At 67.6% G+C, this 12302-nt stretch carries 12 protein-coding genes; 6 read left to right on the plus strand and 6 right to left on the minus strand.

Features of this window, described 5'->3' with window-relative positions; all coding sequences use genetic code 11:
- The first annotated feature begins 33 nt into the window (after positions 1-33).
- Positions 34-1059, plus strand: coding sequence for a tRNA (adenosine(37)-N6)-threonylcarbamoyltransferase complex transferase subunit TsaD (tsaD, locus tag C1922_RS02020; RefSeq protein ID WP_108748252.1), 1026 nt, complete (start codon positions 34-36; stop codon positions 1057-1059).
- A 33-nt stretch (positions 1060-1092) separates the two neighbouring features.
- Here the strand turns inward: tsaD and C1922_RS02025 are convergent, their stop codons facing one another.
- The gene (locus tag C1922_RS02025; RefSeq protein WP_108748253.1) at positions 1093-1752 is read right to left on the minus strand and encodes a hypothetical protein; all 660 of its coding nucleotides are present in this window, start codon (positions 1750-1752) and stop codon (positions 1093-1095) included.
- Positions 1753-2262: 510 nt separating this feature from the next.
- Between C1922_RS02025 and folB the strand changes: the two genes are divergently transcribed.
- From folB to C1922_RS02045, 4 genes are all read left to right on the plus strand, one after another.
- On the plus strand, positions 2263-2616 hold the full coding sequence (folB, locus tag C1922_RS02030; RefSeq protein ID WP_108748254.1) for a dihydroneopterin aldolase: 354 nt from the start codon (positions 2263-2265) through the stop codon (positions 2614-2616).
- Positions 2617-2680: 64 nt separating this feature from the next.
- Positions 2681-3952 (plus strand): mechanosensitive ion channel domain-containing protein, encoded by a 1272-nt coding sequence (locus C1922_RS02035; protein ID WP_108748255.1) that lies wholly within the window; start codon positions 2681-2683, stop codon positions 3950-3952.
- A gap of 138 nt (positions 3953-4090) precedes the next feature.
- A complete protein-coding gene (locus C1922_RS02040; RefSeq protein WP_108748256.1) occupies positions 4091-6265 on the plus strand; it encodes a glycoside hydrolase family 3 N-terminal domain-containing protein in 2175 nt (724 codons plus the stop codon).
- 143 nt (positions 6266-6408) lie between these two features.
- Entirely contained in the window at positions 6409-6957 is a 549-nt protein-coding gene (locus C1922_RS02045) for a hypothetical protein (RefSeq protein ID WP_108748257.1), read from the plus strand.
- 56 nt (positions 6958-7013) lie between these two features.
- On the opposite strand, the gene C1922_RS02050 is transcribed toward C1922_RS02045, so the two are convergent.
- The gene (locus tag C1922_RS02050; RefSeq protein WP_108748258.1) at positions 7014-8180 is read right to left on the minus strand and encodes a PQQ-dependent sugar dehydrogenase; all 1167 of its coding nucleotides are present in this window, start codon (positions 8178-8180) and stop codon (positions 7014-7016) included.
- Between the two features lie 166 nt (positions 8181-8346).
- On the opposite strand from C1922_RS02050, the gene yiaA reads away from it, so the two are divergent.
- Entirely contained in the window at positions 8347-8799 is a 453-nt protein-coding gene (yiaA, locus tag C1922_RS02055; RefSeq protein ID WP_108748259.1) for an inner membrane protein YiaA, read from the plus strand.
- Between the two features lie 55 nt (positions 8800-8854).
- On the opposite strand, the gene C1922_RS02060 is transcribed toward yiaA, so the two are convergent.
- The 4 genes from C1922_RS02060 to C1922_RS02075 all read right to left on the minus strand — a co-directional run bounded on the left by C1922_RS02060 (position 8855) and on the right by C1922_RS02075 (position 12266).
- Entirely contained in the window at positions 8855-9175 is a 321-nt protein-coding gene (locus C1922_RS02060; protein ID WP_108748260.1) for a hypothetical protein, read from the minus strand.
- Between the two features lie 157 nt (positions 9176-9332).
- A complete protein-coding gene (locus C1922_RS02065; RefSeq protein ID WP_108748261.1) occupies positions 9333-10628 on the minus strand; it encodes an amino acid permease in 1296 nt (431 codons plus the stop codon).
- Positions 10625-11404 (minus strand): L,D-transpeptidase family protein, encoded by a 780-nt coding sequence (locus C1922_RS02070; RefSeq protein ID WP_234413439.1) that lies wholly within the window; start codon positions 11402-11404, stop codon positions 10625-10627. The genes C1922_RS02065 and C1922_RS02070 overlap by 4 nt, the downstream gene beginning before the upstream one ends.
- A gap of 13 nt (positions 11405-11417) precedes the next feature.
- Entirely contained in the window at positions 11418-12266 is an 849-nt protein-coding gene (locus C1922_RS02075; RefSeq protein WP_108748262.1) for a MurR/RpiR family transcriptional regulator, read from the minus strand.
- Between the last annotated feature and the right edge of the window lie 36 nt (positions 12267-12302).

Here is a 12302-nt window from a genome sequence, read left to right on the forward strand (position 1 = left end):
CGAGGGACCGGCAGGGGCGTCATAATAGCAGGCATGCGAGTCCTTGGCATCGAATCTTCCTGTGATGAGACCGGCGTGGCGGTGTATGACACCGACCTGGCCGGCAGCGCGGCCCTGCGCGCCCATGCGGTCTACAGCCAGATCGCCCTGCACGCCGAATACGGTGGTGTGGTGCCCGAACTGGCCAGCCGTGACCACGTGCGCAAGCTGCTGCCGTTGATCCGCCAGACCCTGAGCGAGGCCGGGCTGGGCGTGGACGACATTGACGGGGTGGCCTACACGGCCGGCCCCGGCCTGGTCGGCGCCCTGCTGGTGGGGGCGGGCGTGGCCCGTTCGCTGGCCTGGGCGCTGGAGGTGCCGGCGGTGGGCGTACACCATATGGAAGGCCACCTGCTGGCGCCGTTGATGGAAGACGACCCGCCGCAGGCCCCGTTCGTGGCCCTGCTGGTGTCCGGTGGCCATACCCAGCTGGTGGCGGTGGACGCCATTGGCCAGTACCGCCTGCTGGGCGAAACCCTGGACGACGCGGCCGGCGAGGCCTTCGACAAGACCGCCAAGATGATGGGCCTGCCGTACCCGGGTGGCCCGCAGCTGGCCAAGCTGGCCGAGCAGGGCACGCCCGGCGTGTACCGCTTCGCGCGGCCGATGACCGACCGGCCGGGGCTGGATTTCAGCTTCTCCGGTCTGAAGACCCAGGTCCTGATGGCCTGGCGCGACAGCGACCAGAGCGAGCAGACCCGCGCCGACATTGCCCGTGGCTTCGAAGATGCGGTGGTGGAAACGCTGAGCATCAAGTGCGAGCGCGCGCTGGAAGCGGCCGGTACCAACGTGATCGTGGTGGCCGGCGGCGTGGGCGCCAACAAGCGCCTGCGCGCGCGCCTGCAGCAGATGGCCGAACGCCTGGGCGGCCGTGCCTGCTTCCCGCGACCGGCGTTGTGCACCGACAACGGCGCGATGATCGCCTTCGCTGGCGCGCTGCGGCTGCAGGCCGGGCAGCACAACCCGCCGAAGGTCGAGGTCACCCCGCGCTGGGACATGGCAACCCTGCCGGCCGTGTGACCCGGCAGCGCCGGGCCATGCCCGGCGGATGCATTACGGACGGGCTCCCAACGGGGACGCCGCCAATACCGTCGTCGCCCGCTCATGCCGCTGCAACCAGCCCAGCGTATGCGGGCAGCGCGCATGGATCAGCCGCCCGATCGCGGCCAGGTCGGCACCGATGTCGCGTTCCAGGATGGGTTCGTGGTGAGCGATGCGGTTGCGCAGGTGGCGGATGCGGCCAATGTCTGCGTGGAAGGCCTTTCTGATGACACTGGGGTGAGCAGAAGGCGCATGGCGTAGAACCGCACCGAGTGCTGGTATCCACAGTGTGGAATCAAAGCGACAAGTGAACAGCTGCTGCCAGAACACCATCGGCAGGTTGGCAATGATCTCGGATGTATCGGTTACGCGGCTGGCAAGCTGTTCCAGTGCTGAAAGGGCAGACGCGCAGGATGAGGTAGGTAATCTGCGTCGAAAGGCGCTGCTCCACGGCCACCTTGGCCCGTGCTGTCGGGCAAGTGCGGATGCTGCAGCGTTGCGGGTGACCACTTCGCATAGATGGACCGGCATCATCAGTGCACCGCACATCCGCATGTTCCAGATGTACAGGGATTCGACCGAGACTCCAGGGCTGCAGGTCGATGCGATTCTCTCGTAGGTAGACAGACGCTCCGCTGACAACGCGCGCCTTAGTGCATCGTAGGGAGCCATCGTGAAGGGCGGTGGTGAAGGAGAGATCGATGTTGGGCGCAGGCGGCTGCCACCGCCATCAGGAAACGTCGTTCCCTGTGTGGCCGATTCTCTGCTTTTCGAGTTGGATAGCCCGCCGAGCTGTGTTGTCGGAATCAGCCTTGACCGACAATCTGGTCCCCGCCTAATCTGCTGGCCTGCGCCACCGGGATCCGCGGCTGTTCAACAGCTCCCCCCGGGGACAAACGGTAGTACCAAAGGGCCCTGCTAGCGGGGCCCTTTGCTTTTTCCGGCATCAGCAATGCCGCAATTGCCTCTCGCAACGAGCAGGACCGATGCGATACCTTCGTGAGCGTGTGCTCCGGGACTCGCGGCTGGATTCCAGCTTCCCCTGGGGACGTCGAGAGGTACCAAAGGGCCCCGCTAGCAGGGCCCTTTGTTTTTTCCGCGGCATCCACCGCCACCCCCCGTTCCGGGCAGGCTCACCGCCGTGCCGGTACCATGGCCGTCTGTATTCGGCTGGTAACCGCAATGGACAAGGTTTTCATCGAAGGGCTGACCATCGACGCCCTGATCGGCATCTACGACTGGGAACGGCGCATCCGCCAGGACCTGGTGTTCGATCTGGAAATGGGCTTTGACAACCGTCGCCCGGCCGCCAGCGATGACATCGCCCATACCCTGAACTACAAGGCGGTCAGCAAGCGCCTGGAGCAGGTCGTGCGCGAATCGGAGTTCGGTCTGGTGGAAACCCTGGCCGAGCGCTGCGCGCAGATCGTGCTGGACGAGTTCGAGGTGACGTGGCTGCGGCTGAAGCTGAGCAAGCCCGGTGCGGTGCGCGGCGCGCGCGCGGTGGGTGTGATCATCGAGCGTTCGCGCGACTGACGGACGCACTTTCTTCCGCCGGCCGCGGGCCGGCCTGCATGACACAGCAACAAGGAGACAACTGATGGTGGACGCGGTGGTGGCGGTACAGTGGCTGGACCAGCTGCAGAACACACTGGAACCCTATCCCGGCGCCTACCTGGCGTTGATGATTTCGGCGCTGCTGGTCGCCGCCGGCCTGGCCAACTGGGTGACCAAGCGCATCCTGCTGCGCGGCCTGCGGCGCCTGATCAGCCGCCTGCCCGGCGCCGATACCGGCCGCGGCAGCCACCTGATGCGGGTCATCGCGCGCCTGTCCAACGTGGTGCCCAGCCAGGTGATCGCCTCGGGCGTAGCCCTGATTCCCGATCTGCCGCCGCGCCTGGTGAGCGGCGTGGTGGCGCTGTGTACCGCCTGGGCGGTGCTGACCCTGGCGCTGGCGGTGTCGCACGCGCTGGACGCGGCCAACGACCTGTACGAGCGCAAGCCCGATGCCCGCAACAAGCCGATCAAGGGCTACCTGCAGGTGGTCAAGATCGTGGTGTTCGTGGCCGCCGGCCTGTCGATCCTGGCCACCCTGCTGGGGGTGAAGCTGGGGCCGCTGGTGACCGGCCTGGGCGCGGCCACCGCGGTGCTGATGCTGATCTTCCAGGACACCATCCTGTCGCTGGTGGCCAGCGTGCAGATCAGCGGCGATGGCCGCGTGCGCATTGGCGACTGGATCGAAATGCCCAGCCAGAACGCCGATGGCGACGTGATCGACATCGCCCTGCACACCATCACCGTGCAGAACTTCGACAAGACCATCACCACCATTCCGACCAAGAAGCTGGTGACCGAATCGTTCAAGAACTGGCGTGGCATGCAGGAAGCCGGCGGCCGCCGGATCAAGCGCGCGCTGTACCTGGACCAGCACAGCGTCGGCTTCCTGGATGATGGCGACCTGCAGTTCCTGGGCCAGTTCGCCCTGCTGGGCGACTACCTGCAGCAGAAGGAACAGGAGCTGGGGCAGTGGAACGGGCGCCTGCGCGAGCAGGGCGTGGCCGATGTGAACAGCCGCCGGGTGACCAACCTGGGCACCTTCCGGGTGTACGTGGAGCGCTACCTGCGCAACCACCCCGGCATCCACCAGGACATGACCCTGCTGGTGCGCCAACTGCAGCCGACCACCGAAGGCCTGCCGCTGGAGCTGTACTGCTTCACCCGCAGCACCGCCTGGGCCGAGTACGAGGCGGTGCAGTCGGACATCTTCGACCACCTGTTGGCCATCCTGCCGGCCTTCGGGCTGCGGGTGTTCCAGGCCTCCAGCGATGCCATGTTGATGGCCGGGCAGCGCCAGCAGGCCGGCTCGGAGTAAGCTGCACCCTCGCGTCCGCACCCGTATGGAACGCCCAGACTGTGGGCGGGCGCACGAAACTGAACGTACAAACCTCTCGCCAAACCGCCCGGGAACGCTAGAATGCCGGGCTTGTAAACGTTTTCATAAGGACAGCTGGTGGCCTCCGATCGCATCGAATCCCTCATTGCCCAGATGACCGTCGAGGAAAAGGTCGGCCAGCTGGGTGTCTTCGCCGACATGGTGCGTCCGTTCGCGCCGGACGTGAACCCGGAAGCGAACGTGCGCAACGCCGACCAGGTGCTGCAGCAGGTGCGCGAGGGCAAGGTCGGCTCGCTGTTCAATGGCGTGGGCGCCGAACTGGGCCGCCGCATCCAGCAGGTGGCCACCGAGGAAAGCCGCCTGGGCATTCCGGTGATCCTGGCCGCCGACGTGATCCACGGCATGCGCACCGTGTTCCCGATCCCGCTGGGCGAAGCGGCCAGCTTCGAACCGGACCTGGCCGAGCGCACCGCCCGTGCCACCGCCATCGAGGCCACCGCAGCCGGCCTGCACTGGACCTACGCGCCGGCGGTGGATATCGCCCGCGACCAGCGCTGGGGCCGCGGTGCCGAAGGCGCCGGTGAGGACGTCGTGCTGGGCTGTGCGTTCGCCGCCGCCCGTGTGCGCGGCTTCCAGGGCAGCGACCTGCGCGCCGCCGATTCGCTGCTGGCCACGCCCAAGCATTTCGCCGCCTACGGCGCGGTGATGGCCGGCATGGAATACAACATGGTGGACATCTCGCCGCAGACCCTGCGCGACGTGCACCTGCCGCCGTTCAAGGCCGCCTTCGATGCCGGCGCGATCACCGTGATGTCCTCGTTCAACGACATCAACGGCGTGCCGGCCAGTGCCAACGCCGAACTGCTGACCGACATCCTGCGTGGTGAGTGGAAGTTCCCGGGCGTGGTCATTTCCGATTACACCGCTGACATGGAACTGGTCGCCCACGGCTACGCCGCCGACGACCGCGATGCCACCGCCAAGGCGTTCACCGCTGGCCTGGACCTGAGCATGCAGAGCGGCTTCTACGCCGAACACCTGCCGGGCCTGGTGGAAAGCGGCGAAGTCCCGATGGCCGTGCTGGACGAAGGCGTGCGCCGCATCCTGTGGCTGAAGGAAACCATCGGCCTGTTCGACGACCCGTACCGTTCGCTGGACCCGGCGCGCGAAGCGGATACCTCGCACATCGCTGCCCATGACGAACTGTCGCGCGATGCCGCACGCCGTTCGATCGTGCTGCTGAACAACCGCGACAACGTGCTGCCGCTGCAGAAGACCGGGCAGAAGATCGCGCTGATCGGCCCGTTCGTGCAGGACCGCGAGAACATCGAAGGCTGCTGGACCCTGTTCGGCGACAAGCAGCGCTACGTGGACCTGGAAACCGGCGTACGCGCCGCCATCGGCGATGAAGCACTGCTGGAAGTCGTGCCGGGCAGCGAGTTGGAAGCCGCGATTCCGGGTGGCACCGAAGCGGCCGTGGCCGCCGCGCTGCGCGCCGATGTGGTGGTGCTGGCACTGGGCGAACCGCAGCGTTACAGCGGTGAAGCGCAGTCGCGCGTGGAAATCACCCTGCCGCCGGCACAGCAGGCGCTGGCCGAGGCCGTGGCGATGACCGGCAAGCCGCTGGTGGTGCTGCTGCGCAATGGTCGCGCGCTGGCCCTGCAGGGCGCAGTGCGCAATGCGCACGCCGTGGCCGTCACCTGGTATCTGGGCACCCAGACCGGCCATGCCGTGGCTGACGTGCTGTTCGGCGATTACAGTCCGTCCGGCCGCCTGCCGGTCAGCTTCCCGCAGGTGTCCGGCCAGCAGCCGTATTTCTACAACCACCCGCGCACCGGCCGCCCGGAACTGCCGACCATGTCGGAATTCAAGGCGCGCTGGCGCGAGATTCCGAACGAGCCGCTGTACCCGTTCGGCCACGGCATCGGCTACACCACCTTCGCCTACGGCGTGCCGCAGCTCAGCGCCGCGCAGCTGGGCTGGGATGACACCCTCACCGTGACCACCACCCTGACCAACACCGGCCGCGTGGCCGGCGAAGAGGTGGTTCAGCTGTACATCCACGACCGCGTGGCAAGCCGCGTGCGCCCGGTGCGTGAACTGAAGGACTTCCGCAAGGTGGCCCTGCAGCCGGGCGAGTCGACCGAAGTGAGCTTCAGCCTGACCCGCGAGCAGCTGGCATTCACCGGCCGCGACGGCGTGCTGCGTGCCGAGCCGGGGCAGTTCGACGTGTGGGTGTGTGCCTCGTCGGCGGCCGGTGAAGCGGTGCAGTTCGAGTTGTTGAAGGGCTGATCGCGCGCTCATCCACGCATGGCGTGGATCTACGGCAAGCGGTAGCGCCGGGCCATGCCCGGCGTTGCCATGCTCACGATGCACGAACACGCCGGGCGGGGCCCGGCGCTACCATCGGGCTTTCGATCCGATGGAGTCCGCGCATGCGCAAGATCGCTTTCCTGATGCCGGCCCTGCTGCTGGCGGCCTGTTCGCAGCCGCCTGCGCCGGCCGAACCCGCGGCCGGCGCACCGCCGCCGATGACCGGCGCCACGCCTGCCGAAGCGGCGGCGAGCACCACGCCCGATGCGGCTGCCGCGCCGCAGGCGGCTGCCGGGCAGGCAGGGGCCGAAGCCGATGACGCGCGTGCGCGCATCGACAGTGTGCTGGGCGGCGCGGCGCAGTACGAAAAGGTGTTCAACGCGTTCAAGACCGCCGTGGTCGGTGGCGATCGTGCGGCAGTGGTGGAGGAAGTGCGCTTCCCGCTGAATGTTGCCGGCGGCAGGAAGATCACCGGCCCGGGTGAGTTCCAGCGCAACTACGAAACCATCATCACCCCGGCGGTGGTCAAGGCCGTGTCCGAACAGGATTTCGGCAAGGTGTTCGTGAACCAGCAGGGCGTGATGATCGGCGATGGCCAGGTCTGGTTGAGCGGCACGTGCCTGGATGCGGCGTGCACGCGCAGCGACGTGAAGGTCATCACCATCCAGTAAGTGGAAAGCGAAACGGCCCCGCATGCGGGGCCGTTTCATCTGCGCACTTCCGGGAATCAGGCCTTCGGCGTGAGCTTCAGCAGGCGTGCCTTGCTGCCATCTTCCAACAGCCACAGCGCACCGTCCGGGCCCTGTTCCACTTCGCGGATGCGCTCACCCATGTTGAAGCGCTCGGCCTCGCGGGCGCTGTCGCCGTCAAAGGCCACGCGCACCAGCGAGGTGGACGACAGGCCGCCGATGAAGGCGCTGCCCTTCCACTGCGGGAACAGCGCGCCGTTGTAGAAGATCAGGCCGGCCGGGGAAATCACCGGGTTCCAGGTGACCTTCGGTGCGGCAAACTCCGGGCGGGTGTCGTGGTCGGGAATCGGGCGGCCATCGTAGTGGTCGCCATTGGACACGATGGGATAGCCGTAGTTGGAACCGCGCTGGATCAGGTTCAGCTCGTCACCGCCGGCCGGACCCATTTCCTGCGCCCACAGCTTGCCGTTGCCATCGAAGGCGATGCCCAGGATGTTGCGGTGGCCGAGCGACCAGACCTGCGCCGCCACGCCGCCCTGCGATGCGAAGGGGTTGTCGGCCGGCAGCGTGCCGTCGTCGTTCAGGCGCACGATCTTGCCCAGGTTGCTGCCCATGTCCTGCGCCGGATCGAACTTCTGTCGTTCGCTGGAACCGATCCACAGCTTGCCATCGGGGCCGAACGCCAGGCGGTGGCCGTAATGGCCCTGGCCGCTGACCTTCGGCGTCTGCCGCCAGATCACCTGCAGGTCCTTCAGCTCGCCACCGCCCTGCGCGTCCAGTGCCAGGGTGGCACGGGCCACGGCCGCGCCTCGCGTGTCCAGCGTGCCTTCCTCGGCATAACTGACGTAAACGACATTGTTGCGGGCGAAGTCCGGATGCAGGATCACGTCGCCGAAGCCGCCCTGGCCGCCGTAGGCCACCTTCGGCACGCCGCGGATCTCATGCTTGGCGCCGCTGGCGATATCGAAGTGCTGCAGCTTGCCGCGCTTTTCGGTCACCAGCAGGCTGCCGTCGGGCAGGAAGGTCATGGCCCAGGGCTGGTCGAAGCGGCTGACTTCGGTGGCGGTGAACGGGCGCTCGCCAGTGCTGGCCGGCGCTGCGGCGGCTGCGGAGGTGGCGGCCGTGTCCGGGCCGGCGGCGCTGCAGGCAGTGGTGGCAAGGATCGGCAACAGGCCGAGGGCGAGCAGCAGGGGCGTGCGGGTCATGGGTATCTCCAACGGGGATGCGGATGGCCAGGCTCTGTGTTGTATACCACCGTGGGGGTGACGGTCGTGGCCCGAAGGTCCTGCTGCCCCCTGTGCGCCGCTCCGCCAATGGTCTAGGGTGGCCGTGCCCGGGCAATGCATGCCCGCCAGTCTGCAAGGATCTGCAATGCACACCCCCGTTACCGCACGACCGTCCCCCGCCTTCATCGCCGCCTCGTGGGTGGCCCTGCTGCTGGGGGCCGTGGCCTACCTGATCGGCCTGTTCAACGCGCAGATGGCGCTGAACGAGAAAGGCTACTACCTGACGCTGCTGCTGTTCGGCCTGTTCGCCGCCGTTTCCCTGCAGAAGAGCGTGCGCGACCGGGTCGAAGGCATCCCGGTGAGCGGGCTGTACTACGCGCTGTGCTGGTTTGCGTTGCTGTCGGCGCTGCTGCTGTTGCTGGTGGGCTTGTGGAACGCCACCCTGGCGCTGAGCGAGAAGGGTTTCTACGGCATGGCTTTCGCGCTGTCGCTGTTTGGTGCGGTGGCGGTGCAGAAGAACACCCGCGACCTGATCGCCGCAGGTGCGGGTGACGCACCGCGGGGAACGGCGATTCCGCCGCTGCCGGAACAGGAATGACGGATGAGCGGTGGCGCCGAGCCTGCTGCCCGGCGCCACCGTTGTGCAGCCGTGTTCAGCGCTTGCGTGGCACGCGCTCGGATTCTTCCCAGCCACGGCGCACTGCGTTGCGCGCCTGCGCCCATTCCAGCCGGCTCTTGCCGCGTTCCTGCGCCCAGCGGCCTTCCAGCTCGCGCTCGACGTCCTCGTAGGCGCGGATGATGTCCTGCGCACGTGCGGAATGGCCCAGCTGGTAGGCCGGTTCATAGTCGTCGAAGTACAGGCTTTCGTCGTAGTACGGCTCGGCCGTGTAACGGTCGCGCCAGTAGTCGGAAACGGCCTGGCGTGGGGTGCTGTCTTCCGGCACGCGGCCGGGAATCTGGTAGTCGGGGCTCATTCGCTCGGGCTCCGTGGTGGACGAAGCCTTATGGTGCTCGTGCGGCGGTTAACAGCCCGGGCCGGTCGCGTGAAGGGCGGGTATCCCTGTTCTGTAGAGTCGAGCCGTGCTCGACTGCCGTTGGAACCCGTCGAGCATGGCTCGACTCTGCAAATTCCTACAGTTCGGGTTTCCGCGGCAGCTTGTAGATCACCGCGCCGATGGCGAAGGCGATCAGCGCCGCGGCGATGTTCTGCCAGCTGGCGCTGATGAACAGCGCCAGGCAGAGCAGCAGCGCCAGCACCGGAATCAGCGGGCCACCGGGCAGCTTCAAGGCGCCGGGCCGGTCGGCAAAGCGCTTGGCCAGCACCAGCACTGCCGCCGCCGTGCCGATATAGGCAAACAGGCGCGTGGTCATCGACAGCAGGGCCAGCTGCACGAACGAACCGGACAGCGCCAGGCCCAGCGCGATCACGCCCTGGCACAGGATGGCGGCAGCCGGCGTGCGGAAGCGCGGATGCACCTGCGCCAGCACCTTCGGCCCGTAGCCATCGCGAGCCAGGGCGAACAGGAAGCGCGGGCCCATCATCATGGTGTTGCTGTTGGTGCCGAGGATGGAAATCGTGGCGCCCACGGTGAGGATCAGGGCCAGCGCCTCGCCACCGAAGCCGGCGGCGGCATCGGCCAGCGGCGTGGCCGAGCTGGCCAGGCCGGCCAGGGTGCCCTGCGCGACCAGCTGCACTGCACCGTAGACCACGGTGACGGTGACGATCATGGTGATCAGCGCGAAGGGAATATCGCGGCGTGGGTTGCGGTATTCACCGGCGGCGGCCGGAATGTTCTCGAACCCGGCATAGGCGTACAGCAGCAGCAGGGCCGCTTCGCCCATGCGTTGCAGGTCGTGCGGATCGGGGCGCTGGCCGGAGAAGGCCAGCTGCGGATCGATGTAGAACGCGCCGATGGCCACGAACAGCAGCAGCGGCAGCATCTTGCCGATCACCAGCACGATGCCGGTGCGCGCGGCCGAGCGCACGCCGATGATGTTCACCCCGGTCAGGAAGCCCAGCGACAGCACGATGACCGCAAGCCGGCCGACGCCGGCACCGGCCCAGGGCCAGAAGCGCGCCACGGCATCGGCCAGCGCATTGCTGAGCGCGGCGGCGGAACTGATGCGGGTCAGCCAGATCATCCAGCCGATCTCGAAGCCGGCGAAACGGCCGAAGGCTTCGCGCGCATACAGGTAACTGCCACCGGGCTCATCGAAATAGCTGGCGGCCTGCGCGTAGCACAGCACCAGCAGGGCCACTACGATGCCGGCGGCGACCACGCCCCACAGGCTGAAGGGGCCGAGCAGGGCGACCGTGGCCGCCGGCAGCAGGTAGATGCCGCTGCCGATCACATCGTTGATCGACAGCCCGACGATCTGCCAGCGGCTGACCGCGCGCTGCAGTTGCGGTTCGTCCTGTGCGCTCAACGCAGTGCCCCCGTCAGTGCGGGCAGTTGCCAGCGGTCCTGGTAGTGCAGGTACTGCGCGCGCGGCAGCAGCACGAAGCGCGGCTGCGCGTCATCTTTCAGCCAGGCCAGCAGGGTGCGCATGTGCGCGGCGGTCATGGCGGTGCAGCCGGCGGTGGCCTCGGCGGGCTGGCGCCACAGATGGGCGAAGATGCAACTGCCGCGGCCGGGTTCGTTGCCGGCGTTGTGGGCAATGATGAAGCCCTGTCGATAGCGCACGTCGCCCTTGTTGTGCAGGTCCAGCCGCATCGGCTCGGTGGAATCCTTCACCGCCCCGGCACCCACCTCGCGCGCATCCACCACCTGGTTGTAGTACGGCGAGGCCGGCACATCCATGCAGTAACTGCTTTGCTGCATCGGCAGATAGGTCAGCCCGGTGCTGGCCTTGGCCGCGTAGCCGAAGGCACTGCCAATGGCGAAGACACCGGCCGGGCTGCGGCCATCGCCTTCCTGCTTCTGCGGGCCGTCCATCGGTGCGGCGGCAAGACCCAGGCCCCAGGCGCTGCCCTTGCGCCCGATCGCCACGTCGAATGCCGGGCCCTGCGGCTGCCAGCCCTTGGCGCCGCGCGTGTAGGCCTGCAGCTTGCCCTGCGTGGCATCCCAGTCGTCAGTGACCACCACCACCAGCTGGTTGCTGTGCGCCAGGGGCGGCGGCAGCGGGCTGAGGGCGGCGGCGGGCAACTGCGGCAGCAGGATCAACAGACCCACGCTGACAGCACGACGGAACAAGCGGTTCATGCAGGCACTCCGGTCAGGAATCCAACAGGTGGTCGATCCGCTCCAGGTTCATCGCCAGCTGGCGCTGGCGATCCGGATTGGCATGGCACAGCAGCACGAACAGGAAATCCAGCAGCGCGTGCATGGCACTACGGTACAGCAGCTGCGCCACCTGCGGCGCGCGGTCGTGCGCGCAGACCACCAGCGACGCGGCGGCGTGCGCGCGCAGCGGGTTGGCGGTGTGGCGGGTGATCGATACGACCTTGCCGCCCATGTCCTGGAACTGCCGCGACAGGTGTGAGAGCTGTGGCAGGTGGCCGAATTCGGAAAACACCAGCAGCACATCGCCGGGCCGCGCGGCCGACAGGTTGGCCAGCAGCAGCACCGGGTCGGTGTGGGGCACCACCAGCAGGCCCAGCAGCGAAAGGCGCATGGCGAATTCGCGCGCGTACAGGCCGTCGTCGCCCAGCCCGTACACGAACAGCTTGGGCGCGCCATCGAGCATCTGCACGATGCGTTCGATTTCCTCGCGTGGATTGGCTGCGCGGGTTTCTTCCTCGGCCTGCGCCTTGCTGCGCTGCAGGGCATCGTCCAGCCGCTGGTAGTCGTCGCCGCCCTCGGGCTCATGCGGGGCCTGCGGCGCGGCGCTGCCGGCGCGGGCCACGTCCTGGCCGATGGAATACTTCAGGTCCGGGTAGCCCTTGAAGCCCAGCTTCTGGCTGAACTTCACCACGCTGGACTGGCTGATGCCCAGCGCGCTGGCCAGCTGCTGCGAGGAGTAATCGCGCAGCAGGTGGGCGTTGTCCAGGATGAAATCGGCGATGCGGCGTTCGATGGCCGACATCTGCCCACGCTCGGCGCGGATTTTCAGCAGGGGCGGCATGGGGGGGGGCCGGGGGTTATCAAAGGCGTTGCGGTG

Origin of the sequence: Stenotrophomonas sp. ZAC14D2_NAIMI4_7 (assembly GCF_003086675.1) — a bacterium.
Classification (GTDB): domain Bacteria; phylum Pseudomonadota; class Gammaproteobacteria; order Xanthomonadales; family Xanthomonadaceae; genus Stenotrophomonas.

Bases quoted from the DNA above. Each gene is read 5' to 3' on its own strand.
- tsaD (WP_108748252.1), top strand. From the start codon at position 34: ATGCGAGTCCTTGGCATCGAATCTTCCTGTGATGAGACCGGCGTGGCG.
- C1922_RS02070 (WP_234413439.1), bottom strand. From the start codon at position 11,404: ATGAACCGCTTGTTCCGTCGTGCTGTCAGCGTGGGTCTGTTGATCCTG.
- folB (WP_108748254.1), top strand. From the start codon at position 2,263: ATGGACAAGGTTTTCATCGAAGGGCTGACCATCGACGCCCTGATCGGC.
- C1922_RS02050 (WP_108748258.1), bottom strand. From the start codon at position 8,180: ATGACCCGCACGCCCCTGCTGCTCGCCCTCGGCCTGTTGCCGATCCTT.
- C1922_RS02025 (WP_108748253.1), bottom strand. From the start codon at position 1,752: ATGGCTCCCTACGATGCACTAAGGCGCGCGTTGTCAGCGGAGCGTCTG.
- C1922_RS02075 (WP_108748262.1), bottom strand. From the start codon at position 12,266: ATGCCGCCCCTGCTGAAAATCCGCGCCGAGCGTGGGCAGATGTCGGCC.
- C1922_RS02060 (WP_108748260.1), bottom strand. From the start codon at position 9,175: ATGAGCCCCGACTACCAGATTCCCGGCCGCGTGCCGGAAGACAGCACC.
- yiaA (WP_108748259.1), top strand. From the start codon at position 8,347: ATGCACACCCCCGTTACCGCACGACCGTCCCCCGCCTTCATCGCCGCC.
- C1922_RS02035 (WP_108748255.1), top strand. From the start codon at position 2,681: ATGGTGGACGCGGTGGTGGCGGTACAGTGGCTGGACCAGCTGCAGAAC.
- C1922_RS02045 (WP_108748257.1), top strand. From the start codon at position 6,409: ATGCGCAAGATCGCTTTCCTGATGCCGGCCCTGCTGCTGGCGGCCTGT.